This window comes from Actinomadura sp. ATCC 39365 (assembly GCF_054392275.1).
This window is the reverse complement of the sequence record NZ_CP184335.1, coordinates 1,585,666-1,609,134: the sequence shown is the minus strand read 5'-3', so window position 1 is coordinate 1,609,134 and position 23,469 is coordinate 1,585,666. Positions and strand designations below refer to the sequence as shown.

General features: G+C 71.5%; 21 protein-coding genes and 2 pseudogenes. 8 read left to right on the top strand and 15 right to left on the bottom strand.

Going from position 1 to position 23,469, the window contains the following annotated elements:
* The first annotated feature begins 88 nt into the window (after window positions 1-88).
* Both ACNF49_RS08250 and ACNF49_RS08245 read left to right on the top strand, forming a co-directional pair.
* Entirely contained in the window at window positions 89-520 is a 432-nt protein-coding gene (locus tag ACNF49_RS08250; RefSeq protein ID WP_352324976.1) for an NfeD family protein, read from the top strand.
* 4 nt (window positions 521-524) lie between these two features.
* Window positions 525-1,610: an SPFH domain-containing protein gene (locus ACNF49_RS08245; RefSeq protein ID WP_357976253.1), complete on the top strand. Its 1,086-nt coding sequence runs from the start codon at window positions 525-527 to the stop codon at window positions 1,608-1,610.
* Between the two features lie 45 nt (window positions 1,611-1,655).
* On the opposite strand, the gene ACNF49_RS08240 is transcribed toward ACNF49_RS08245, so the two are convergent.
* The 6 genes and pseudogenes from ACNF49_RS08240 to ACNF49_RS08215 form a co-directional block, all read right to left on the bottom strand.
* Window positions 1,656-2,825 (bottom strand): Gfo/Idh/MocA family protein, encoded by a 1,170-nt coding sequence (locus ACNF49_RS08240; RefSeq protein WP_357976250.1) that lies wholly within the window; start codon window positions 2,823-2,825, stop codon window positions 1,656-1,658.
* A 26-nt stretch (window positions 2,826-2,851) separates the two neighbouring features.
* Window positions 2,852-4,474, bottom strand: a complete 1,623-nt coding sequence (locus ACNF49_RS08235) for a type 2 periplasmic-binding domain-containing protein (protein ID WP_482943281.1) — start codon at window positions 4,472-4,474, stop codon at window positions 2,852-2,854.
* 16 nt (window positions 4,475-4,490) lie between these two features.
* The gene (locus tag ACNF49_RS08230; RefSeq protein WP_357976246.1) at window positions 4,491-5,357 is read right to left on the bottom strand and encodes a carbohydrate ABC transporter permease; all 867 of its coding nucleotides are present in this window, start codon (window positions 5,355-5,357) and stop codon (window positions 4,491-4,493) included.
* An 11-nt stretch (window positions 5,358-5,368) separates the two neighbouring features.
* Window positions 5,369-6,280 (bottom strand): ABC transporter permease, encoded by a 912-nt coding sequence (locus ACNF49_RS08225; RefSeq protein WP_357976243.1) that lies wholly within the window; start codon window positions 6,278-6,280, stop codon window positions 5,369-5,371.
* A 153-nt stretch (window positions 6,281-6,433) separates the two neighbouring features.
* Window positions 6,434-6,781 carry an ROK family protein gene (locus tag ACNF49_RS08220; RefSeq protein WP_482943280.1) on the bottom strand — a complete coding sequence of 116 codons (348 nt, stop codon included), beginning with the start codon at window positions 6,779-6,781 and terminating at the stop codon, window positions 6,434-6,436.
* A 134-nt stretch (window positions 6,782-6,915) separates the two neighbouring features.
* Window positions 6,916-7,272: pseudogene (locus ACNF49_RS08215) on the bottom strand (ROK family protein); the annotation flags it as partial.
* Window positions 7,273-7,736: 464 nt separating this feature from the next.
* Here ACNF49_RS08215 and tdh point away from each other — a divergent pair.
* Genes tdh through ACNF49_RS08200 form a run of 3 tightly spaced genes read left to right on the top strand, consistent with a single transcriptional unit; the run spans window position 7,737 to window position 10,853 of the window.
* On the top strand, window positions 7,737-8,765 hold the full coding sequence (gene tdh, locus ACNF49_RS08210) for an L-threonine 3-dehydrogenase (protein ID WP_357976237.1): 1,029 nt from the start codon (window positions 7,737-7,739) through the stop codon (window positions 8,763-8,765).
* Complete coding sequence (locus tag ACNF49_RS08205; RefSeq protein ID WP_357976235.1) at window positions 8,765-9,937, top strand: glycine C-acetyltransferase; 1,173 nt, start codon at window positions 8,765-8,767, stop codon at window positions 9,935-9,937. The genes tdh and ACNF49_RS08205 overlap by 1 nt, the downstream gene beginning before the upstream one ends.
* Before the next feature lie 13 nt (window positions 9,938-9,950).
* Window positions 9,951-10,853 carry a LysR family transcriptional regulator gene (locus ACNF49_RS08200; RefSeq protein ID WP_357976232.1) on the top strand — a complete coding sequence of 301 codons (903 nt, stop codon included), beginning with the start codon at window positions 9,951-9,953 and terminating at the stop codon, window positions 10,851-10,853.
* 174 nt (window positions 10,854-11,027) lie between these two features.
* Here the strand turns inward: ACNF49_RS08200 and ACNF49_RS08195 are convergent, their stop codons facing one another.
* Window positions 11,028-11,192 (bottom strand): hypothetical protein, encoded by a 165-nt coding sequence (locus ACNF49_RS08195; protein WP_482943279.1) that lies wholly within the window; start codon window positions 11,190-11,192, stop codon window positions 11,028-11,030.
* Window positions 11,193-11,233: 41 nt separating this feature from the next.
* On the opposite strand from ACNF49_RS08195, the gene ACNF49_RS08190 reads away from it, so the two are divergent.
* Window positions 11,234-12,001 carry a hypothetical protein gene (locus ACNF49_RS08190; protein WP_482943278.1) on the top strand — a complete coding sequence of 256 codons (768 nt, stop codon included), beginning with the start codon at window positions 11,234-11,236 and terminating at the stop codon, window positions 11,999-12,001.
* A gap of 45 nt (window positions 12,002-12,046) precedes the next feature.
* Here ACNF49_RS08190 and ACNF49_RS08185 read toward each other — a convergent pair whose 3' ends face one another.
* The 6 genes and pseudogenes from ACNF49_RS08185 to lhgO all read right to left on the bottom strand — a co-directional run bounded on the left by ACNF49_RS08185 (window position 12,047) and on the right by lhgO (window position 19,679).
* Window positions 12,047-13,654, bottom strand: a complete 1,608-nt coding sequence (locus ACNF49_RS08185) for a GTPase family protein (RefSeq protein ID WP_482943277.1) — start codon at window positions 13,652-13,654, stop codon at window positions 12,047-12,049.
* Window positions 13,651-15,459 carry a GTPase family protein gene (locus ACNF49_RS08180; RefSeq protein ID WP_482943276.1) on the bottom strand — a complete coding sequence of 603 codons (1,809 nt, stop codon included), beginning with the start codon at window positions 15,457-15,459 and terminating at the stop codon, window positions 13,651-13,653. Before ACNF49_RS08180 ends, ACNF49_RS08185 begins: the two co-directional genes overlap by 4 nt.
* 108 nt (window positions 15,460-15,567) lie before the next feature.
* Window positions 15,568-16,227: a response regulator transcription factor gene (locus ACNF49_RS08175; protein WP_352361783.1), complete on the bottom strand. Its 660-nt coding sequence runs from the start codon at window positions 16,225-16,227 to the stop codon at window positions 15,568-15,570.
* Window positions 16,228-16,310: 83 nt separating this feature from the next.
* Window positions 16,311-17,723: a sensor histidine kinase gene (locus tag ACNF49_RS08170; protein ID WP_357976220.1), complete on the bottom strand. Its 1,413-nt coding sequence runs from the start codon at window positions 17,721-17,723 to the stop codon at window positions 16,311-16,313.
* Complete coding sequence (locus tag ACNF49_RS08165) at window positions 17,723-18,415, bottom strand: response regulator transcription factor (RefSeq protein ID WP_352361663.1); 693 nt, start codon at window positions 18,413-18,415, stop codon at window positions 17,723-17,725. The genes ACNF49_RS08170 and ACNF49_RS08165 overlap by 1 nt, the downstream gene beginning before the upstream one ends.
* 17 nt (window positions 18,416-18,432) lie before the next feature.
* Window positions 18,433-19,679, bottom strand: a pseudogene (gene lhgO / locus ACNF49_RS08160) (L-2-hydroxyglutarate oxidase).
* A 16-nt stretch (window positions 19,680-19,695) separates the two neighbouring features.
* Here lhgO and ACNF49_RS08155 point away from each other — a divergent pair.
* Complete coding sequence (locus ACNF49_RS08155; RefSeq protein WP_352361667.1) at window positions 19,696-20,067, top strand: hypothetical protein; 372 nt, start codon at window positions 19,696-19,698, stop codon at window positions 20,065-20,067.
* A gap of 4 nt (window positions 20,068-20,071) precedes the next feature.
* Here the strand turns inward: ACNF49_RS08155 and ACNF49_RS08150 are convergent, their stop codons facing one another.
* Together ACNF49_RS08150 and ACNF49_RS08145 are read right to left on the bottom strand one after the other, a co-directional pair.
* Window positions 20,072-21,070 carry a hypothetical protein gene (locus ACNF49_RS08150; protein ID WP_357976215.1) on the bottom strand — a complete coding sequence of 333 codons (999 nt, stop codon included), beginning with the start codon at window positions 21,068-21,070 and terminating at the stop codon, window positions 20,072-20,074.
* A 35-nt stretch (window positions 21,071-21,105) separates the two neighbouring features.
* Window positions 21,106-22,377, bottom strand: coding sequence for an MATE family efflux transporter (locus ACNF49_RS08145; RefSeq protein ID WP_482943275.1), 1,272 nt, complete (start codon window positions 22,375-22,377; stop codon window positions 21,106-21,108).
* Between the two features lie 70 nt (window positions 22,378-22,447).
* On the opposite strand from ACNF49_RS08145, the gene ACNF49_RS08140 reads away from it, so the two are divergent.
* On the top strand, window positions 22,448-23,416 hold the full coding sequence (locus tag ACNF49_RS08140) for an aldo/keto reductase (protein WP_357976209.1): 969 nt from the start codon (window positions 22,448-22,450) through the stop codon (window positions 23,414-23,416).
* Window positions 23,417-23,469 lie beyond the last annotated feature (53 nt).

Sequence of the window (23,469 nt, the reverse complement as noted above, 5' to 3'; positions counted from 1 at the left end):
GGTGCCCTGCGGACGAATGGGGGATTACGGTGGTAAGGGGGAACCAGTCACACACACAGGCCCGTTATAGGTTCAGGAGGGCCGGAGCATGGATGAATGGGTCATCTGGATAATCCTCGCAGTCGTCCTCGGTGTGGCCGAACTGTTCACTCTCACGGCGGCCCTCGGCCTCCTGGGCGTGGCCGCTCTCCTGACCGCCGTGACGGCCGCCGTAGGGCTGCCCGTCCCCTTGCAGATCCTCGTGTTCGCCCTGTCGTCCGCGGCGGGGATGGTGGTCATCCGGCCGCTCGCCGTCCGCCATCTGCAGCAGCCGCCGTTGCAGCGTTTCGGCGTGGAGGCGCTGGTCGGCAAGCCCGCGTACGTGGTCTCCGAGGTCACGGGCCGCGACGGGCGGGTCCGCATCGGGGGTGAGGAGTGGTCCGCACGCGCTTATGACGAGACCCTGGTGATCCCCACCGGGGCAACCGTCGACATCATCGAGATCGAGGGCGCCACGGCCCTCGTGTATCCACGGGAGTGACCACATGGACCCGTTGCTGATAGCCGGACTGCTGATCATCCTTTTCGCCGCGTTCACCGTGCTCAAGGCCGTGCGGATCGTGCCCCAGGCGCGGGCCCGCAACGTGGAGCGGCTCGGCCGCTACCACCGCACGCTCAAGCCGGGTCTCAATTTCGTCATCCCCTACGTCGACCGCGTCTATCCGATGATCGACCTGCGCGAGCAGGTGGTGACCTTCCGCCCCCAGCCGGTCATCACCGAGGACAACCTGGTCGTCGAGATCGACAACGTCCTGTACTTCCAGGTCACCGACCCCCGGGCGGCGGCGTACGAGATCGCCAACTACATCCAGGCGATAGAGCAACTCACCGTCACGACCATGCGTAACGTGATCGGCTCGATGGACCTGGAGAAGACGCTCACCTCGCGCGACACCATCAACAGCCAGCTGCGCGGCGTGCTCGACGAGGCCACCGGCAAGTGGGGCATCCGGGTCAACCGCGTCGAGGTCAAGGCCATCGACCCGCCCAAGACCATCAAGGACGCGATGGAGAAGCAGATGCGGGCCGAGCGCGACAAGCGGGCCGCGATCCTCAACGCCGAGGGCCAGCGCCAGTCGCAGATCCTCACGGCCGAGGGTGACAAGCAGAGCCGCATCCTGCGGGCCGAGGGCCAGCGCTCGGCCGCCATCCTGGAGGCCGAGGGCCAGTCGCGCGCCATCGACCAGGTCTTCCAGGCCGTCCACCGCAACGACCCCGACCCCAAGCTGCTGGCCTACCAGTACCTTCAGGTGCTGCCGCAGCTCGCCCAGGGCAGCGGCAACACGTTCTGGGTCATCCCGAGCGAGGTCACCTCGGCGTTGCAGGGCGTCTCGAAGGCGTTCACCGAGGCGCTGCCGAAGTCGGCCGCCACCCGCGAGGAGGAGCCCCGGCCGTCGGAGGAGCTGGACAGGGAGATCGCGGCGGCCTCGGAGGCCGCGGCCGAGGCGGTCGCCGACGCGCAGGAGGCCGAGAGCCCCAAGGGCCCCCGCCAGATCACCCAGGCCGTCAACGAGCCGTCCCCGTTCCCCGACCTGGAGCGCGAGCGCGACCCCAAGGACGCCGGCCGCTGACGTCCGCCGGGGCCGCGCGGGTCCCCCGCCCGGCCCCGGCGCCGCTCAGCGCTGGCCGTTGTCGAAGTACGCGGCCAGCTCCGGGTCCAGCGACGGCACGTCGTACGGCATGCCGCCGTCGCGCAGCGACATCGTGGCCATGTACCCGGCGGCGACGCTCATCCTGGCCGCCACGGGTGAGGTGTCGGTCGCCCCGCCCTCCCTGACGAACCGGCAGAACTCGGCCATGATCTGCGTGTCGGCCCCGCCGTGCGAGCCCTGCGCGGCCGGCACCTGGTAGGCGATGTCGCAGTCGTCCCGGTAGGAGGTGGGGCCGGTGTTCCACACCTTGACCGTGTCCCCCGGGCCGTCGCCGAAGTTCTCCAGCCGGCCCTCGGTCCCGATGACCGTGTAGTTGCGCACGTAGTCGGGGCTGAAGTGGCACTGCTGGTAGGCGGCGATGACGCCGTTGTCCAGGCGCATGTTCATGACCGAGACGTCCTCGACGTCGATCACGTGGTGCAGGTCGCGTCGCTGCGTGGGCGGCCACTCGAACTCCCGCAGCCAGCCCTCCGGCCGGGGCGTCCCGGGCTCGCGGCGCGGCAGGTCGCCGTAGACCATCAGGTCGCCGAGGGCGTTCACGCGGGTGGTGTAGCCGCCGGCCAGCCAGTGGATCACGTCGAGGTCGTGCGCCGCCTTCTGCAGCAGCAGGCCCGTCGTACGGGTGCGGTCGGCGTGCCAGTCCTTGAAGTAGTAGTCGCCGCCGTAGGACACGAAGTGGCGTACCCACACGGTCTTGGGCTCACCGATCACACCCTTGCGGATGATGTCGCGCATCAGGCGGACCACGCCCATGTGGCGCATGTTGTGCCCCACGTACAGGCGGCTGCCCGTCTCGCGGGCGGCCCGCAGGATGTTGTCGCAGCCTTCGACGGTGATGGCCATCGGCTTCTCCAGGTAGACGGCCTTGCCGGCCTGGAGAGCGTCGATGGCGATGCGCTCGTGCGTGTCGTCGGGGGTGTTGACGACGATCGCGTCGAGATCCGGCCGGTCGAGCAGCTCGCGGTACTCCCCGGTCAGGAACTCCGCCTCGAACCGCTCCGACTGCTTCTTGAGCGCTGCCGGGTCGGAGTCGCACAGCGCGGCCACGACCGAGCCCTCGCCCGGCCGGTGGGCGGCCAGGGCGAGACTCGTCCGCAGGCCGAGCCCGATGACTCCGATGCGCAGGTCTTCCACAAGTGTCCTTTCAAACGGTAGAACGATCAGCCCTTGGCGATGGAGGCCTCGTACTCGGCACGCATCGCCTCGCCGCCCCTGCCCAGCCACTTCTTGACGAAGGCCGGCCAGTCCGACATCGACTTACGCCCGGTCACGATGTCCACGACCATGTCCGAGGCCATGGTGCTCAGCTCACCGTTCTTCTGGGTGTAGGTGTCGGAGAAGTGGCCGGTGGTGACGCGCTCCTGAAGCATAGAAGCGATCTTGGTCTCGAAGTCGTGGATGAGCTTGGTGCGCTCGGGCTGGCCGGGCAGGAACAGCGCGGACGGCGACCCGATCACGAACGAGAGCGGCTGCTGCGTGGTGGGCACCTCGGCCGTGCCCTTGTCGGTGAAGGCGAGGTCGCCGTCCTTCTTGGTGAAGTGGGTGCCCTCGACGCCGAAGTTGACGCGCTCGTACTCCTCCGTGCCGAACGGGGCGGCCAGGTAGTTGAGCACCCCGAGCAGGGTCTCGATGCGCTTGGCGTCCACCTTCTTGCTGATCGAGGTGAAGCCCACCGAGCCGAGCCCGGCGTTGTAGACCGGCTTGGACGACGGCGTGGCCGCGAACGGCACGATCGCGCCCAGGTTGTACTTCTGGGTCTTGGCGTCGTTGAGGAAGCCGGGGAACGACTCGACGTACGCGCCGATCTGGCCGTTGGCGACCTTGTCCTTGATGGTGGCCAGGGCGGGGTCGGGCCAGAACAGGTTGGCCTTGAAGCACTTGACCGCGAGCTCCAGCGCCGCCTGGTACTCGGGCGTCTCGAACTGGTGGGTCAGCTTGCCGCCGGCCAGCTTCCAGGTGTTGGGGGCGCCGTACCAGTGGCTGAACATGTGCACGTGGTTGTAGTAGCTCGGCTCGAGCGGGTACTTGTTCTTCTTCACGTCGAGCAGCTGCTTGGCCTTGGCCAGGAAGTCGTCGGCGCTGGTGAACTCGGTGCCGCCGACCGGCTGCCAGTAGTCCTGGTTGACCAGGAACACCTGGCCGAAGCGGCTGTAGGCCACCGCGACGCCGTACAGCTTCCCGTCGGTGACCGCGGACTTCCAGGTCACGTCGCCCAGGTTGGCCAGGTTCGGGTACTTCTTGATCGCGTCGCCGCTCAGGTACGACGTCAGGTCGTGGAACTTGGCCGCCAGCAGCTCGGGCACCCGCTGCAGGCCCTGGTTCGGCGGGAACCAGACCAGGTCGGGCAGGTCGTCGCTGGCGATGATGGCGTTGAACTTGTCGGGGTAGCCGTCGCCCACGACGATGTTCATGCTCCACTCGGAGCCCAGGGCCTTGCTCAGCTCCTGCAGGTAGGTGTTCTGGCCGGGGGCGGGCGGCGCGACGTCCCACGTCTGGGTGAGCGAGGTGATCTTCTTGCCGTCGCCCGGCGCGGTGGCGACCGACTTGACCAGCTCGCTCGGGTACTTCAGGTACGCGGGGTCCTGGCCGGCGTCGATCGGCAGGTCGGGTGTGGGGATCTTGGCGGCGGTGTACGTCGGCAGCGTCAGCTTCTTGGACAGATCCGCGCCGCCCTTCTTCACGCCTGCGGGGCCGCTCTCGCCGCCGCAGGCCGCGAGCCCGGCGACCGTGGCGCCGGCGAGCGCGAGTCCGAGGAATCCACGACGGGACATGATGGATGACATGGTTGCTCCCGGGTTCTCAGCCCTTGATGGCGCCGGTGAGGACGCCCTTGGTGAAGTACTTCTGGAGGAAGGGGTAGGCGAGCAGGATCGGCACGAGCGCGATGATGAGCACCGCCATCTGCACCGACGAGGCGGGCAGGTCACGCACGATGGCGACGTCGGAGCCCGTGGCCGAGGTGCCGCGGAAGATGAACTGCCGCAGCACGACCTGGATGGGGTGCTTGGTCTGGTCGTTGATGTAGAGGATGGCGTTGAAGAACGTGTTCCAGTACGAGACCGCGTAGAACAGGCCGACGACGGCGATCACCGCCTTGGACAGCGGGATCGCGATCCGCCACATCATCCGGAACTCGCCGCACCCGTCCATGCGGGCCGCCTCGAACAGCTCCTCGGGCAGGTTCTGGAAGAACGACCTGACCACGACCACGTTGAACGCGTTGACCAGCACCGGCACGATGAGCGACTGGTAGGTGTCGATCATGCCGAGTTCCTTGACCATGAGGTAGCTCGGGATCATGCCGGGCGTGAACAGGAACGTGGCCAGCACCATGAGCAGGATCGGCTTGCCGCCGAGCATGCCGCGCCGCGACAGCGCGTAGCCGAGGAAGACCGTGCAGATCAGGCTGAGCGCGGTGCCGGTGAGCGTGATGCCGATGCTGATCAGTACCGACCGGGTGACCGCGCCGCCGGACAGGATCAGCGAGTACGCCTCGAAGGTCGGGTGCGAGGGCCAGAGCACGTAGCTGCCGCCGTTGGCGATGCTCTCGGCGCGGCCCATCAGGCTCGTGCCGACGGCCAGCCCGAACGGGTACAGCACGGCCACGGTGATCGCGGTCAGCACGACGAACTTGAGCGTGCGCCCGGCGATGGTCGGGCGTTCCATCCACGGCGGCCTCATCGATAGATCCCCTGCTCTCCGAAGCGGTGCGCGAGCTTGTTGGCCGCGTAGATGAGCGCCGCGCCGATGAGGCCCTTCATGAGGCCGGCGGCGGTGCTCATGCCCCAGTCGCCGTCACGGATGCCGTGGTAGTAGACGTAGGTGTCGATGACCTCGGCCGCTCCGGCGCCCACGGCCTCCCGTTGCAGGACCATCTGCTCGAAGCCGACGGACAGGATGTCGCCCAGGCGCAGGATGAGCATCATGAGGATGACCGAGCGGATGCCGGGCAGCGTGACGTGCCACAGGCGGCGCTTCCAGTCGGCGCCGTCGATGGCGGCGGCCTCGTACTGGCTCATGTCGATCGCGGTGATCGCGGCCAGGAAGATGATCGTGCCCCAGCCGCAGTCCTTCCAGATGACCTGGGCCGTCACGAGCAGCTTGAACGTGTCCGCGTTCGACATCAGGTTGCCGATGGTGATGCCGTGCGAGTTCAGGAACGAGCTCACCGTGCCGGCGCCACCGATGACCTGCTGGAACATCGCCACCACGACCACCCACGACAGGAAGTGCGGCAGGTAGACGACGGTCTGGATGAACCGCTTGACGCGGTGGCCGATCAGGGAGTTCAGCAGGAGCGCGAGCGCGATCGGGGCCGGGAAGTAGAGGACGAGCTGGAGCGCCGTGATCTGCAGGGTGTTGCCGACCGCGCTCCAGAACTCCGGCTCCTCCAGCAGCATCACGAAGTTGTCCAGGCCCACCCAGGGGCTGCCCGCGATGCCGAGGAACGGCGCGTAGTCCTTGAAGGCGATGACGTTGCCGAGCAGCGGCACGTAGAAGAAGGCCACGAAGTACAGGACGCCGGGCAGGCACAGGGCCAGCAGCGTCCAGTCGCGCTTCAGCCGCTCAAGCAGGGTGACAGCGGCCACACGCTCACCTCCAGTCGGGTCGGGATGGCTGGAGGCTAGTACCGATTTATGCAAATAACTAGGTTAAAGCGATCAGATCTGAGCATGCTTGCTGGATCGATGTCGCTCAGCGACATGTCCGTGACAGAACGGTTATCTAATTAACCAAGATGGCTACGTAAAGAGCAGGCGATCCGCCTGATCGAGGGCGAACCGGACGGCGCCCACCGTGATGCACTCGCTGCCCAGCCCCGACGCCACCACCTCCGGCGGGTAGAGGCAGTACTCCTCGAACAGCTCGCGTACCGGCTCGACCAGCAGGTCTCCGGCCGAGGACAGGCTGCCGCCGATGACCACCATGTCCGGGTCGAGCGGGTTGACCACCGTGACGAGCCCGGCGGCCAGGCCGCGCGCGAACTCCCTGACCGCCTGGCCCGCCCGCTCGTCGCCGGCGCGGGCCCTGGCGATCGCGAACTCGGCGCACTGCCGGCTGGAGCGCAGCTCGCCCGGCTCGACGGCCATCGCGTAGTCGAGGACGTACCGGAAGGCGGTCCAGTTGTTGTTCGGCTGGGCCCCGATCTCGCCCCCCGCCGCGTGCGCCCCCGGTACGGCCGGCCGCCGATGAGCAGGCCCATGCCGATGCGGTCGCCGGTGAACAGGTAGACGACGTCGTCGCGCCCCTGGGCGGCGCCCCGCCAGTGCTCGGCCAGGACGGCCAGGCGCATGTCGTTCTCGACGAGCACCGGCGCGGGGATCCGGGCCGACAGCTCGCCCTGCAGGTCGAGGCCGGTCCAGTCGGACAGGGCGACGCTCTTCACGACACGCCCGGAGCCGTCGACCGTGCCGGTGGTGCCCACGCCGACGACGGTGACGTCCGCCAGCGCCAGCCCGGCCTGGGCGGCGGTCTCCGTGGCGAGCCCGACGATCTGGTCGAGCCGCTCGGCCGCGGGCATGTCGCGGTGGTTGGGCGCGCGGCGGGTGACGGTGATCGTGCCGTTCAGGTCGGCCAGCATGGCGCGCAGGCTGGAGCCGCCGATGCCGACGCCCAGCACGTGCCCCGCCGAGGCGCGGAACCTGAAGCGTTTGGCCGGTCGCCCACGCTGGCGGTCGCCGGCCTCCTCCTCGCACTCCTCCGCCCAGCCCTCGGTGACCAGGTCGTCGACGATGACCTCGGCCGTCGGCCTGGACACCCGGGCGGACCTGGCCAGCTCCGACAGCGTGGCCACGTCGGCCTCGCGCAACCCGCGCAGGATGGCCGCCGAGTTGAGCTTGCGCAGAAGCGAGGCGTCGCCGCTCTGCTGTCGCACCGATACCTCCGAGTCGCCGGGCAGGTCATCTTCAAGCTTATTTCGTAATTGTGCCTGGTCCCACGGCCGCGTGAAGCTGAGCTGTGGGGGCACTTAAGAATCCCTCGATGGACATGTTCCGAGGGGAGCGGGCACAGTGCGTTAGGTTCGGAACAGGGGGAAGTGAAGCGATGAAAGCGCTGGTCAAGCAGAAGGCCGAGCCCGGCCTTTGGCTGGTGGACGTGCCGGAGCCCGAGGTCAGGCCGGGCGAGGTGAAGATCCGGGTGCTGCGTACCGGCATCTGTGGCACCGACCTGCACATCCGCAAATATGACGACTGGGCGCGGCACACGCTGAAGCTCCCGCTCGTCGTCGGGCACGAGTTCTCCGGCCACGTGGTCGAGGTCGCGCCCGGCGTGGAGGACATCGCCGTCGGCGACCTGGTGAGCGGCGAGGGCCACATCGTCTGCGGCAAGTGCCGCAACTGCATGGCCGGACGCCGTCACCTGTGCCGCAACACGGTCGGCCTCGGCGTCAACAGGGACGGCGCGTTCGCCGAATTCGTCACGCTGCCCGCCTCGAACGTATGGGTGCACCGGGTTCCCGTTCATCCCGACGTGGCGGCCATCTTCGACCCGTTCGGCAACGCCGTGCACACCGCGCTGTCCTTCCCCCTGGTCGGTGAGGACGTGCTGATCACCGGCGCCGGCCCGATCGGGCTGATGGCGGCGGCCGTGGCCACGCACGTCGGCGCGCGCAACGTGATGATCACCGACGTCAGCGACGAGCGCCTCGACCTGGCCGGCAAGCTCGGCGTCACGCTCGCGCTCAACGTCTCCAGGGCCACGATCGACGAAGGCATGCGCCAGCTCCACATGCGGGAGGGCTTCGACGTCGGGCTTGAGATGTCCGGTAACCCTGGGGCCATGCGTGACATGATCGCGAACATGACGCACGGAGGGAAGATCGCGATGCTCGGTCTTCCCGCCGAGGAGTTCGCCGTCGACTGGGCCACCGTGGTGACCTCGATGCTCACCATCAAGGGCGTTTACGGCCGGGAGATGTTCGAGACCTGGTACAACATGTCAGTCCTGCTGGAAAAGGGTCTCGACCTCTCCCCCGTGATCACTGATCGGTTCCCGTACCACGACTTCGACGCCGCCTTCGACACGGCCGCGAGCGGCCGTACGGGCAAGGTCATCCTCGATTGGAGCGCTTGATGTTCACGAACGTGCGCGAGCAGCTGCGTGCGACGCTCGACGAGATCACCGAGGCCGGGCTGCTCAAGCCCGAGCGGGTGATCACCACCCCGCAGAGCTCCCAGGTCGGTGTGGCCGGGCGCGAGGTGCTGAACTTCTGCGCCAACAACTACCTGGGCCTGGCCGACCACCCCGAGGTGGTCGAGGCGGCCAAGCAGGCGCTCGACCGCTGGGGCTTCGGCATGGCCTCCGTACGGTTCATCTGCGGCACCCAGGAGGTGCACAAGGAGCTCGAATCCCGCCTGTCGGACTTCCTGGGCATGGAGGACACCGTCCTCTACAGCTCGTGCTTCGACGCCAACGGCGGCGTGTTCGAGACCCTGCTCGACGCCCAGGACGCGGTCATCTCCGACGCCCTCAACCACGCGAGCATCATCGACGGCATCCGCCTGTCCAAGGCCCAGCGCTTCCGCTACGCCAACCGCGACATGGCCGAGCTGGAGGCCAGGCTCAAGGAGGCGTCCGACGCCCGGCGGCGGCTGATCGTCACCGACGGCGTCTTCTCCATGGACGGCTACCTCGCCCCGCTGCGCGAGATCTGCGACCTGGCCGACCGGTACGACGCCATGGTCATGGTGGACGACTCCCACGCCGTCGGCTTCGTCGGCCCCACCGGCCGCGGCACGCCCGAGCTGCACGGCGTCACCGACCGGGTCGACATCATCACCGGCACCCTGGGCAAGGCGCTCGGCGGGGCCAGCGGCGGCTACGTCTCGGCCCGCAAGGAGGTCTGCGAGCTGCTGCGCCAGCGGTCGCGGCCGTACCTGTTCTCCAACTCCCTGGCCCCCGTCATCGCCTCGGCCTCGCTGCGCATCCTCGACCTGCTGGAGACCTCCGGCGAGGCCCGCGAGCAGCTGCGTTCGAACACCGCGCGCTTCCGCAGCGAGATGACCAGGGCCGGGTTCGACATCCTGCCGGGCGAGCACCCCATCGTGCCCGTGATGATCGGCGACGCCGCCGAGGCAGGCGCCATGGCCGAACGCCTCCTCGACCTGGGCGTCTACGTGATCGGCTTCTCCTACCCGGTCGTGCCGCACGGCCAGGCCAGGATCCGGGTGCAGCTCTCGGCCGCCCACTCCACCGAGGACGTCGACCGGGCCGTGGCGGCTTTCGTCCAAGCACGCCAGGGTTGAGTATCCTCGCTGCGTGATTGACACGCGGCGGCTGCGCACACTGCGGGCGGTGGCCGACCACGGCACGGTCACCGCCGCCGCGGCGGCGCTCCACCTGACCCCGTCGGCGGTCTCCCAGCAGCTCGTGGCGCTGGAGCACGAGGTGGGCCACCGGCTGTTCACGCGTGACGGCCGGGGCGTGCACCTCACCGCCGTGGGCAAGATCATGCTGGGGCACGCCAACGAGGTCCTGGCCCAGCTCGAACGCGCCGAGGCCGAGGTGGCCGCGTACACCACGGGCGAGGCCGGCGAGGTGACCGTGGCCTGCTTCGCCACCGCGATCAGCGCCGTGCTCTCCCCCGCCATCGCCGCCCTGCGCACCACCGCGCCCGGCCTGCAGGTCCGGGTGCTCGACGCCGAGGGCGACCACAGCCTGGCCATGCTGCTCGACGGCGGGGCCGACCTGGCGGTGACGGTCGAGTACCGGGGCGGCCCCGACGCCGCCGACCGCCGGCTGTCGCGCATCCCCCTGTACGCCGAGCCGTTCGACCTGGTCCTGCCCGAGGGGCATCCGGAGGCGGGGTCGGCCACGCTGGTGTCGCTCGCCGCCGACACGTGGATCGGTCCTTATCCGGGCAATCCCGTGCACGACGTCATCACGTTCGCGTGCCAGCAGGTGGGGTTCACGCCCAACGTCGTCCACTGCTCCGACGACTTCCGGGCCGTGGTGGCGCTGGTGGGGGCGGGCGCGGGGGTGGCGCTCGTGCCGCGGCTCGCGCTGCGGGACATGGCGCTGTCCGGGGTCGTGGTGCGCCAGACGCCGGGGCCCGATCGCCGCGTCTTCGCCGCGATCCGCCGCGGGGCCGACGCGCATCCCCTGCTCCGGCCGCTGTTGTCGACCCTGCGCACGGTCGCCGCCTCCCTCACCTCCGACTGACCGCCCCTTCCGGACCCGGCGGAGGGCCGTGGCTTTCCGACCCACCCCATGGCGATGGGGGGCACCGCTGTCACCTCGCCGGAGGGCGGGATTCGGCGATCTTGCGGGTTAGCGTGGGCGTATGGGAAGGGGCATGCCGTATCGGGACCTGCTGGGGCTGCCCGGCGTGGGGGCTCAGGCCGTGTGCGGTTTCCTCTCCCAGCTCACCCAGCAGGTCGCGCCCGTGGGGATGGTGCTGGTCGTGCAGGACGCGACCGGGTCACTGGCGCTCGCGGGCACGTGCGCGGCGGCGTTCTCGGTGGGCGCGGGCATGGGCAGGCCCGTCCAGGGGCGGCTCATGGACCGGCGCGGGCCTCGGGTGGTGCTCGCGGCGACGGCGGGTGTCCGACGGCGCTCGCACGGCCGTCTACAGCCTGGTCTACCTGGTGCAGGAGCTGGCCATGCTGATCGGGCCGCTGCTGTTCGGGCTGGTGATCGCGGTGGCCTCGTCCTCGCTGGCGCTGGGGGTGGTGGCGGTGGCGGCGGGGGCGGGCACGCTGGCGTTCTCGCGGGCGTTGCGGGCGGGTGGGGCGGCGTCCGTACGGGAGGGCGGGCGGGTCTTCGAGGACCGCCGGATGCTGGTGCTGCTGGCCGTGGTGCTGCTGCTCGGCGGCACCATGGGGGCGTTGCAGGTGGGGGTGCCCGCGCTGTCGGCCGCCCGTGGCGTGCCCGCCGCCACCGGGGTGCTGGTGGCGGCGCTCTCGCTGGGCGGCATCGCGGGGGCGGCCGGGTACGGGGCCCGTACGTGGGCGTCCTCGCCGGCGGCGCGGCTGGTGGGGGCGATGCTGGCGCTCGGGGTCGTACTGGCGCCGCTGGCGGTGGTGGGGGCGTTGCCGGTGTTCTGGGTGGTGCTGTTCGCCGGGGGGATGGTGCTGAATCCGGCGTTGACGACGTCGTCGCTGCTGGTGGACCGGTTCGCGCCGGGGGCCCAGGGGGAGGCGTTCGGGTGGTTGTCCACGGCCTTGGGGATGGGGGCCGCGGCCGGGTCGGGGGTGGCGGGGGTGGCCGGGCAGTGGTTCGGGGCGCCGGCGCCGTTCCTGGTGGGCGCGGCGTCCACCCTGCTGGGCGCACTCCTCGCGGTCCCTCTGCTCGGACGGAGGCGCGGGTGACGGCGGTCCTGCTCACGGGGACCCGGGTGACGCGGGTGACGGCGGTCAGGAGCGGGCCACGGTGACGGCCTCGGTGAAGCGGGTGTAGCGGTCGAGCTCGGCCGTCACGGGCTCCAGCACGTAGTCCTCGGCGACCTCGCCGATGGCGGCGCGCAGGGCGCGTGCCGTACGTCGGGCCCGGCGCCGCCCGCCCGCCCACGCGGCCAGCCTGGACAACACCGCGATCACCACCCCGGCCAGCGCGCCGCCCGCCAGCAGCACGGTCGGCCACGGCACCGCGCCCACGGTCGGGAGCGGCGGCTGCGGCAGGCGCAGGTAGTCCATCCCGAACAGCACCCCCAGCCACAGCGCGCCCGCCACCATCACGGCGAAGACCAGCCACTGCAGCACGTTCACCATCCGCCACCACCGCGGCCTGCGGGTCGTGCCGGCGGTGGTGCGGCCCACGGCCCGGTCCACCGCGTCGGCCAGCTCCGGGGAGCGCGAGCGCGCGGCCTGCCGCACCGCCGCCGCCCACGGGCCGGGCAGGTCCGCGGCGGCCCCCTCGCCGACGTCCCTGATCGCCGTCTCGACCTGCGCCCGCTGTACGGCCGACGCCGCCGGCACCGACGTACGCCCGACGATCTCCTTGCCGGGCTTCCCCACCCCGATCCTGAGCCTGCGCAACGGGTCGGGCCGGAACCTGCGCAACCAGCGGGTGACCGGCCAGCCGGTGGCGACCACGGCCCGGTGCCGGTGCCCCTTGGCCACGGCCTCCAGGACCAGCGGCACCCCGGCCGCCTGGGAGAGCGCGCCCGTGAGCCGCCGGTCCAGCCCGGCCGCCCGCCGGCCGCCGGGGTCCGGCCGCGCGCCGTCCGCGGCCAGGTGACCGGCGGCGGCGGTGACGTCGGCGGCCAGGCGGGCGGCCCACGACTCGCGCTCGGCGACCCGGTCGGCGAGGATCGAGCGCAGTTCCGGCAGGCCCGTCCCGGTCCTGGCGGAGACCGGCAGCACCGGCACGCCCGCCAGCCCGTCCTCCTCCAGGAGGCGGCTCAGGTCGGCCACGCAGCGGTCCACAGCCTGTGGAGGCAGGCGGTCCACCTGGTTGAGCACCACCAGCATCACGTCGCGGTGGCCGGCCAGCGGGCGCAGGTAACGTTCGTGCAGCGCGGCGTCGGCGTACTTCTGCGGGTCCACGACCCAGACGAGCAGGTCCACCAGCGCCACCAGGCGGTCCACCTCAAGGCGGTGGGAGAGCCGGATGGAGTCGTGGTCCGGAAGGTCGAGGAGCACGAGACCCGACATCCCGGGCGCCTCGGCGGCGGAGTGGCGGCGCGGGACGTCCAGCCAGTCCAGCAGCGGGCCGGCCCCCTCGCCGTCCCACAGGGCGGCCTGGGCGGTGGACGTCGTCGGCCTGGTGACGCCCACGGCGGCCAGGTCCTCGCCGGTCAGGGCGTTGTAGAGCGAGGACTTGCCGCTGCCGGTCGCGCCGGCGAGCGCGGCCACCGTGTGGTCCACGGAGAGGCTGCGGCGGGCGCCGGCCCGTTCGGCGACGGACCGCGCGGCGGACACGTCCTGCTCGGGGAGGCGCCCCTCGGCGAGCTCGGCGGCCTCCAGCAGGGCGGCCAGCCGGGAGTCGAGCGAGGGCCCCTCCTTGCGGCGCAGCAGCTTCACGGCCCCTCCGTGCGGTCGCCAGCGGGCGGCCGGGGCACGCCGGGAGCGGGAAGCTCGACCGTGGGAGCGGGAAGCTCGGCTGTGGGGGCGGCGGCGGTGGGGAGTTCGGCGCGGTGGTCGTGGACCGCGCGGGCCGCCGCGCGCAGGGCGTCGGCCGTGCCCCTGGGCGGTTCGACGGTCTCCAGCCGGGCGGTGAAGCGGGCGGCCTCCTCCGCCAGCAGCACCCGCACCCGTTCCCGCAGGTCCTCGCGGGCCCGCGTGGTCAGCGAGCGCACGGCCTGGTCGCCGAAGACGGCCTCCAGCAGCTTCTGCGACAACACGCTCGTGCCGCCCGCGATGCCGACCTCGATCCCGGTGAGCCCGCCGGTCGAGGCGAACACGGCCAGCATGAGCAGCAGCCCCGCCCCGTTGACCCCGAACGAGGCCAGCCGGGCGGTGGTGCGTTTCTCCGCCCCCTCCTCGCGTACGAGGTCGAGGACGAACTCCTGCCAGCCGCGCACCGCCGCCTCGGCGCGTGCGGCCAGGTCGGGAGAGGCCCGGCCGAGCCGCGCGGACTCCATGGCGCCGAGCCGGTCGAGCAGCCCGCCCCCGCCCGGCGCGGCCGACCACCCTTCGAGCGCGCGTTCTGCGGCGCCGTCGGCCGCGCCTCTGATCAGCGACTCGACGCCGCTCTCCAGGGCGTCCTTGAGCTCGACGGCGGGGGCGCGGCCGGTGAAGAAGCCGACGATCCGGTCACGCAGCCACCCCACCCGGCTCTCCAGGGAACGCATGAGGTCGCCGGTGCCGATGAAGTCCTGCCAGCGGGCCAGCACCTCGCCGCGCAGCAGGGACCCGTCGCGCATGCCCTCGTCGAAGTCGGCCATGCCGCCCGCGTACGCGCCGGTCACGATCGTCCGCAGCCCGTCGAAGGCGGCCTGCTGGCGTTCGACGGCCGTGGCCAGCGCGGGGACCCGGGTGTCCAGGCTGTCCAGGGCGCCCGACAACGTCTGGCGGACGACCCGGGACCGCTCGGCGGCGTCGGCGGCCAGCCCCGTGAGCCAGGAGACGATGGGCCGCACCGACTCCTCCGGCAGCCGCGCCTTCTCGTCGGGCAGCGCGGCCTCGGGCACGGTGAACAGCCGGGTGCCCGACAGGCCGTTCTCCGCCAGGAGCCGGTCGAGGTCGCGCGAGACGGGCTCGACGGCCTCGGGCGCGATCCGGTCGAGGACGACGGCGAGGGCCGTGCTGCGTTCGCGGGCCGAGCGCAGGAAGCTCCAGGGCACCTCGTCGGCGTACCGGGCGGCGGTGGTGACGAACAGCCACAGGTCGGCGGCGGCGAGGAGCTGCGCGGCCAGCTCCCGGTTGGAGGTGACCACGGAGTCGATGTCGGGGGCGTCGAGCAGCGCCAGCCCGGCGCCGAGCGCGTCGGAGGCGACCACGCGCAGCGCGCCCGCGCCGCCGCCGCCGGAGTCACCGGTGGCGCGGGACAGGCCGGGCAGCACGTTCTGGCCCGTGAACCAGTCGCGGTCGGCCGGGTTGACGACGAGCGTGGGCACCAGCGTGGTGGGCCGCAGCACGCCGGGCTCGGCCACGTCGGCCCCCACCAGCGAGTTGACCAGCGTGGACTTGCCCGCCCCGGTGGACCCGCCGACGACGGCGAGCAGCGGCGCGTCGATCGCCCGCAGCCGCGGCAGCAGGTAGTCGTCGAGCTGCCCGGCCAGCTCGCGCAGGGCACGCCGGTCCGCCGCGGCCTCGCCGATCGCCAGCGGGAACAGCTCGCGATCGAGCGGGCGGCGCAACGACTCCAACGCCCCCAGCAGATCCATAGGTGCCAACCCCGCTTCCCGCGGTACGCCGCTCGACACCTCACGCCCGCAGGTCCACGCTACGGTGAGCGCCCGGGACGGTCCACCGGGCGGGGCCGCGCGGTGGGATCAACCGGCGGGCGGCGGCTCCCTGAGCACGTACCCGACGCTGCGCAGCGTGTGGATCAGGCGGGGCTCGACGTCGTCCACCTTGCGCCGCAGGTAGGAGACGTACGACTCGACGACGCCGGCGTCGCCGCCGAAGTCGTAGTTCCACACGTGGTCGAGGATCTGCGCCTTCGACAACACGCGGCCGGCGTTGACCATGAAGTAGTGCAGCAGCTTGAACTCCGTCGGGGACAGCCGTACCTGGCGGCCGGCCCGCCAGACCTCGCGGGCGTCCTCGTCCAGCTCCAGGTCGGCCACCTTCAGCCGGCTGGCCGGCGCCCCCTCCGTCCTGGTACGGCGCAGCACCGCCCGGATCCTGGCCTGCACCTCCTCCAGGCTGAACGGCTTGGTGACGTAGTCGTCGCCCACCCGGAGGCCGGCGATCTTGTCCTCGGTGGCGTCCCTGGCGGTGAGGAACAACACGGGCGCGTCGATCCGCCTGGCCACCTCGAACCCGTCCAGGTCGGGCAGCATGACGTCGAGCACCACCAGGTCGGGCGCGGCGCGTTCGGCGACCTCGACGGCCTCCTGCCCGTCGGCGGCGGTCAGCACCTCGAACCCGGAGAAGCGCAGGCTGGCGGAGAGGAGGTCCCTGATGCTGGGCTCGTCGTCCACCACCATGATCAACGCCTCGCGGACCTCGCGGAGCTCGGGTTTTGTCACGATTCCAGGGTGACCCAGGCACCTGAGGGTTAGCTGAAGGCTCACTCCAAGGCGAGTGGGAGTTCGACCCGGAAGGTGGAGCCCTCCGCGGGCGAGCTGGTCAGCGTCACGGTCCCGCCATGGGCCTGGACGAGCGCCTGCACGATGGCCAGGCCGAGCCCGCTGCCGCGGTCCTCGGAGGAACGGCGGCGGCTGCGCGCGGAGTCGGCGCGGTAGAAGCGTTCGAAGACCCGCTCGACCTGCTCGGGCGGCAGGCCGGGGCCGCTGTCGGCGACCTCGGTGAAGACCGTGTCGTCGGTCGCCCCGGCCCGGACGACGATGGGGGTGCCCGGCTCGGTGTGCACGATGGCGTTGGTCATGAGGTTGCTGATGACCTGCCGCAGGCGCACCTCGTCGCCGGAGACGATGAGCGCCGCGCCGCCGACCACGTCCAGCTTCACCGTACGGTCGGGGGCGAGGATCCTGGCGTCGTGCACGGCGTCGGCGACCAGGGCCAGCATGTCCACCGGGCGCATCTGGAGCGGGCGCTGCTGGTCCACCCTGGCCAGCAGCAGCAGGTCGTCCACCAGCAGGCTCATGCGCCCGGCGGCCTTCTCCACGCGCTGCATCAGCTCGGCGGGGTCGGCGCCGGGGTTCTGGCGGGCGTACTCGGCGAAGCCGCGGATGGAGGTGAGCGGGGTGCGCAGCTCGTGGGAGGCGTCGCCGACGAACTGGCGCATGCGGTCCTCGGAGCGGCGGGCCGCCGCCTCGGACGCCGAGCGCGCGGCGAAGGCGGTCTCGATCTGCGCGAGCATGCCGTTGAGCGACCTGGCCAGGCGGCCCACCTCGGTACGGGGGTCGGCGTCCGGCACCCGGCGGCCGAGCTCGCCGCCCGCGATGGCCTCGGCCGTGCGCTCGATCTGGCCGAGCGGACGCATGCTGCGGCGCACGATCGTGACGCCCGCGACCGCCAGGATGAGCAGGATGCCGCCGCCGCCGAGCAGCTCGATCAGCACGAGCCGCCGGGTGATGGCGTCCACCTCCTCCAGGTCCACCGCGACGACCAGCGTGCGCCGCTGGATCACGCTCTGCAGCACCCGCCACTCGCCGTCGCCGCCGGCGGCGGGCGCGGTGTAGGCGTCGTCGCCGGGCGACTCGCGCAGGACGGGCTTGGGCTTGGCGTCCACGTCGCGGTCGCGCAGCATCGGGACGAACGCCTCGCCCGGCTCCTTGACCAGCGCGATCGCGTCGGACTCGATGAGGATCGGGCGGTCGGGGGTCTCCCTGTCCCGGCGCCAGTCGCTGACGACCTTCTTGTGCATGCGCACGCTGAGCAGGTTGAGCTGGCTGTCCACCCGGTCCATGAGGTAACCGTGCAGGACCGAGACGCTGACCAGGCCGACGAAGGTCATGCCGCAGCCGAGCAGGGCCAGCATCGCAGCGATCAGCTTGACCCTCAGCGGCAGGGCTCTCATCAGGGGCTCGGCGGCAGGCGCAGCACGTATCCGACGCCCCGCAGGGTGTGGATGAGCCGGGGGCTACGGTTGTCGATCTTCCTGCGCAGGACGGACACGTACGACTCCACGATGCCCACCTCGCCCCTGAAGTCGTAGTCCCAGACGTGGTCGAGGATCTGGGGCTTGGACAGCACGCGGCCGGCGTTGGTCATGAAGTAGCGCAGCAGCTTGAACTCGGTCGGCGAGAGCGAGACGGCGTTGCCGCCGCGCCAGACCTCGTGGCTCTCCTCGTCCAGCTCGATGTCGGCGAAGGTCAGCCTGGGCGGTGCGGCCTGCGCGTCCCCGCTGGTACGTCGGAGCACCGCGTGGATCCTGGCCACGACCTCCTCCAGGCTGAACGGCTTGGTGACGTAGTCGTCGCCGCCGATCGTGAGCCCGCGGATCTTGTCCTCGGTCTCGTCGCGGGCGGTCAGGAACACCACGGGCGTGTGCAGCCCGCCGCTCCGCATCCGCCGGACGATCTCGAACCCGTCCAGGTCGGGCAGCATGACGTCGAGCACGACGAGGTCGGGCCGGTGCCGTTGCACGGCGTTGACGGCGTCGAGGCCGCTCTTGGCCGTGGTCACGTCGAAGCCCGCGAACCTCAGGCTCGCGGCGAGGAGTTCGAGGATGTTGGGGTCGTCCTCGACTATCAGCAGGCGTGATTCCATCACATCCAAGGATGCCCTCATCGGGAGAGTGCTGGAACAATTCCGGCGATATGCCGGGCAATTGCCAGGCTTGACGTCGCCGCCGGCGAGGGCGCGTTGCGGACCAGGACCACGCTCCCGTGGACGTCGACCACGAAGTCGTCCACCAGCCGGCCGTCCCTGGCGACGGCCTGGGCGCGTACGCCGCCGCCGGTCCTGACGAGGTCGGCGGCGGTGAGCTCGGGCACGTACCGCCGGGCGGCCCGGACGAAGGCGCTCTTGACGAGCGAGCCGTAGACCTCCTTGATCCCGGTACGCCAGTGGGTGCGAGCCATGCGAAGTGTCCCCGGCCAACGCATAATTTGACCGAAATTTCGTACATCTCGCCATCTGTAGCCTTCGTAGGCCAGGGCCAGCACCGCGTTCGGCCCCACCAGGACCTCGTCGTCGATGTGCCTGGTCAGATGCACGCCCAGGAACGGGTACCGCGGGTCGGGCACCGGGTAGATCAGCCCGCGCACCAGCTCCCTGGCCGCCCCGGCCAGCGCGTAGTACTCGCCCCGGAACGGCACGATCCGCACGTCCCCCGGCGCCCCGGCCATCCTGGCGACCGCGTCCGTGCCGAGGCCGCCGCAGACCACCAGCCGGTCGAAGGTGAACCGCCGCCCCCGGCCAGCACCTCGACGCCCCTCGACGTCTCGCGGATCGCCCGGACGGGGTGGGACAGGCGTACCGAGCCGCCCGTCCTGGCCACGTCGAGGGCGAGCGAGCGGGCGACGGCGGGGAAGTCGGCGATGGCGGTGTGCGGCGAGTGGATCGCGGCGACCCCGACCGCGTGCGGCTCGATCTCGCGCAGGCCGAGGCCGTCCAGCTCGGCGACGCCCGGCACGCCGTTGGCCCGCGCCCGCTCGGCCAGCGCGCGCAGCGGCGCGCGCTCGGCCCGCGTGCTCGCCACGACCAGCTTGCCGACCTCCCGGTAGGGCAGCCGGTGCTCGGCGCAGTACGCCTTGAGCAGCGCCACGCCCTCCCGGCACAGCCTGGCCTTGAGCGAACCCGGCGGGTAGTAGATCCCGGCGTGCACGACGCCGCTGTTGTGCCCGGTCTGGTGGGCGCCGACGCGCGGCTCCTTGTCCAGCACGGTCACCTCGGCGCCGCGGGTAGCGGCCAGCTCGCGCGCCACGGCCAGTCCGACGATCCCGGCGCCGACGACACCGATCTTTTCCGTCACACACCTGATTTTCCTGGTAAAGGCCGCCCTGCCGCCATACCTGGGCGAATCGAACATGAGTACGATGGCCTTCATGTACGTCCCGCCAGAGTGGCCCGCCGAGGTCCGCCCGCCCAGCGTCCCCGACTGGGAGACCTCGGCGGTGGCCTGGCTGCTCGACGCGGTGCCGCCCGACTACCGGGCCTACGAAGTGCTGAGGCGGCACCCGGTGGCCCTGGCCAGCATGGCCAGGCATCACGTCCGGTCGGCGGTCGAGGCCGCCCGCGCGGGCTATCGCGGCGCGGCCGTCGATCTCAAGGGCCACCTGCCGCCGCACGCCATCGAGGCCGTGCTCGACACCTACCGCGAGGAGGGGCCGCGGCTGGTGCGCCTGTCGCGCTCGATCGAGGTGGTCGAGCGCGCGCTGCGCGGCGACATGTTCACCGCGACCATGCGCAACCCCTGACGGCTCACCGGGTGCGGCGCGCGATGAAGGTGATCACCCCGGTCGCGCCCGCGGCCGCGGCCAGCCAGATCAGCACGTCTTTGGCGGTCAGGCCGCTCGGCTCGGTGGTGTCGGACGGCCGCGCGCTCTCCTGGGCGGCGACGGGCTTCGGTGTGGGGGTGCGCGTGGCCTGGGCACGCTCGGGCAGCGGCACCCGGTAGACCGGGCTGTTCGGGCCCTCCGAGCCGACCAGCAGGGCCTTGCCGTCGGCGGTGTAGGCGATCGACTCGGCCTGCCGCAGCTCCGGCATGGTGACCCTGGCCAGGGTCTCGCCCGAGGGGCGGTAGAGGGTCGCCGAGAAGTACGTGCGGATGACGTAGGAGGAGCCGTCGGGGGCGTAGGCGGCGTCCGTGGCCATGATCGGGGCCGCGGCTACCCTGCGCAGCACGTTGACCTTGTCGGAGCGCAGCCGCTTCGGCGCGGCGTAGACGGACCCGGAGAACTCCTTGGACACGACGTAGAGGCGGCCGGTGCGCGGGTTGATCATGATGCCTTCGGCGTTGCGGCCGCCGCCGGCGTAGCGGAAGCGGTAGCGGGTGGCCGGCAGCGTGGCGTCCCGGAGCGTGCGCGGCTCGGCGACCTTGTAGATCGACACGTCGGGCCAGGCGCCGTCGAGGTTGTCGCCGATGTCGGCGAACCAGAGCGTGCCCTGCCCGGTGGCCGGGTCTCTGGTCGCGGCCATGGCCTCCCAGTCCCTGGCCTGGGCGCCGCGCAGGTGGAAGGTGGCCTTCGTCCGCCCGTCGGCGCCGACCGCGTAGAAGACGGGGGCGGCGGAGCTGTCGTTGTGGGTGTAGAAGACGTTGTCGTGCGTGGGCGACACGGCCAGGCCGCTCGACTCGGTGATGGTGCGGTCCTTGAACGTGAACAGCTTCTCCGGCCCGTCGTCGTCGGCCCACGCCGGAGCCGCCGACAGCGCGAACGTCGCCGCCACGGCGGCCAGGACCCGGAACACGACATCCCCCACCTCGCCATCATGCCCCACGGCTGCGCCCGGGACGCTCAGGCCACCGCCTCGGCCGCGCCCACGCGGGCGCTGTGCCGGCGGAACCCGGCCCCCTGGAGCACCAGGAGCAGGACGTTGGCCGCCGCCATGGCCACCCAGAGCCCGGTGATGCCCCACGTCCGCGCCACCGGCACCGCGGCCGCCAGGAGCGCGCCGTAGCCGAGGACGAAGTAGGCCAGGCTGGCGCCGGACCTCTTGAGCGCGGTCAGCCCCATGCCGTGCACGGCCTGCGCGGCGTCGGCCAGCGACGACACCAACATCAGCGGCAGCAGCGCGAGGGCCCGCTCGCGTACGGCCGCGTCACCGGTGAACAGCCCGAGCACCCGCTCGCCGAGCAGGAGCAGCGCCAGGGCCGCGGCCAGCGTCCCGGCGACGGCGAGCAGCGCGGCGGCGCGGTTGGCCCGCCGCGCCGCGGCCGGGTCTCCGGCGCGGGCCACCTCGGGCACCGACGCCTGGGCGACGGAGAGCGAGGCCAGCATGAGGAGACCGGTGAGCGTGGTCAGCACCGCGTGCGCCGCGGTGTCGCGGGCGCCGGTCGTGCCCGCGGCGAACGTGACCACGCCGAGCACCCCGAACTTGATCAGCACGGTCGCCGCCAGCGGCACGCTGACCCTGGCCAGCCGGACTATCTCCGTCATCCTGGGCCGCCCCTGCCCGATCGGCCGCCCGAGCGCCCGGCGCAGCAGGAGGCTCGCCACGACCGCGGCCACCACCCCGGCGACCAGCCAGGCCACGCCCACGCCGTCGAGACCGATCCGCGGCGCCAGCACCACGGTCAGCACGCTCAGCACCAGACCGAAGGTCAGGCTGGGCCACAACACGTCGCGGCTGCGCCCGAGCGCCACCAGGATCGTGCTCGCGCCGCCGGTCGAGGCGAAGACCAGCAGGTAGCCGGCCAGATACCAGGGCAGCAGACCCAACTCGCCGACCACCTCGGCGGGCACCCCGCTCACCCGCGCGAGCACGGGCACGCAGATCACGGCGAGCGCCCCCAGCGTGCCCGTGGCCAGGCTGAGCCAGCGCGCGTCCCGTACGACGGGCACCGCCGCGCCCGGATCGTCCCGGTACGGCGCCACGAACGGCCCGAGCCCCCGCAGCGCGCCCTGCACGGCGGCGGTGGCGGGCGTGAGCACCGCGGTCATCACCGCGAAGGCGGCCAGCGCGACCGTCTCGTGGTTGCCGAGCACGGACGTGATCACCAGCGTGCCCACCATGCCGGTGACCATCGCCAGGAAGATCGGCAACGCGGCGCGGAGCAGGACGATCACGACGACCCCGCGCAGATCATGAACTCACCCTATGGCCTGGAGCGCACTCCAGGTATTTAGTGTGGACCCCATGGACTATGTCAACCTCGGACGCAGCGGCCTCCAGGTGAGCCCGCTCTGCCTCGGCACGATGAACTTCGGCCCGCTGACCTCGGAGGAAGACTCCTTCGCGATCATGGACAAGGCCCACGACCTGGGCATCAACTTCTTCGACACCGCGAACGTCTACGGCTGGAAGAAGGGCGAGGGCATCACGGAGAACATCCTGGGCCGCTGGTTCGCCCAGGGCGGCGGCCGTCGCGAGCGCACGGTCATCGCGACCAAGCTCTACGGCGACATGGGCGACTGGCCCAACGAGCGCCGCCTGTCGGCGCTGAACATCCGCCGGGCCTGCGACGCCTCGCTGAAGCGCATGCAGACCGACTACATCGACATCTACCAGGCCCACCACGTCGACCGGAACACGCCTTTCGAGGAGTTCTGGGAGGCCATGGAGGTCCTGCGGCAGCAGGGCAAGGTCATCTACGTGGGCTCGTCCAACTTCGCGGGCTGGCACATCGCCAAGGCCCAGGAGACGGCGGCGCGGCGCGGCACGTTCGGGCTGACCAGCGAGCAGAGCCACTACAACCTGCTCACCCGGACGGTGGAGCTGGAGGTGCTGCCCGCCTGCGAGGACTACGGCATCGGCGTGATCCCGTGGAGCCCGCTGGCCGGCGGGCTGCTCGGCGGCGTCCTGCGCAAGATCGACAAGGGCCGGTCCGCCTCCGACACCATGGTCCGGGAGCTGGACAAGCACCGGGACAAGATCGAGGCGTACGAGAAGCTCTGCGACGAGCTGGGCGAGGACCCGGCGTACGTGGCGCTGGCCTGGCTGCTGCGGCAGCGCGCGGTCACCGCCCCGATCATCGGCCCGCGCACGCTGGAGCAGCTCGAAGGCAGCATGCGCACGCTGGAGATTGAGCTGGACGAGGCCACCCTGGCCCGCCTCGACGAGATCTTCCCCGGTCACCGCACCGCCCCGGAGGACTACGCCTGGTGACGGCGTGACCGCCGGGCCCGGCACGACCACGGGCCCGGCCGCTCGGGACGGCT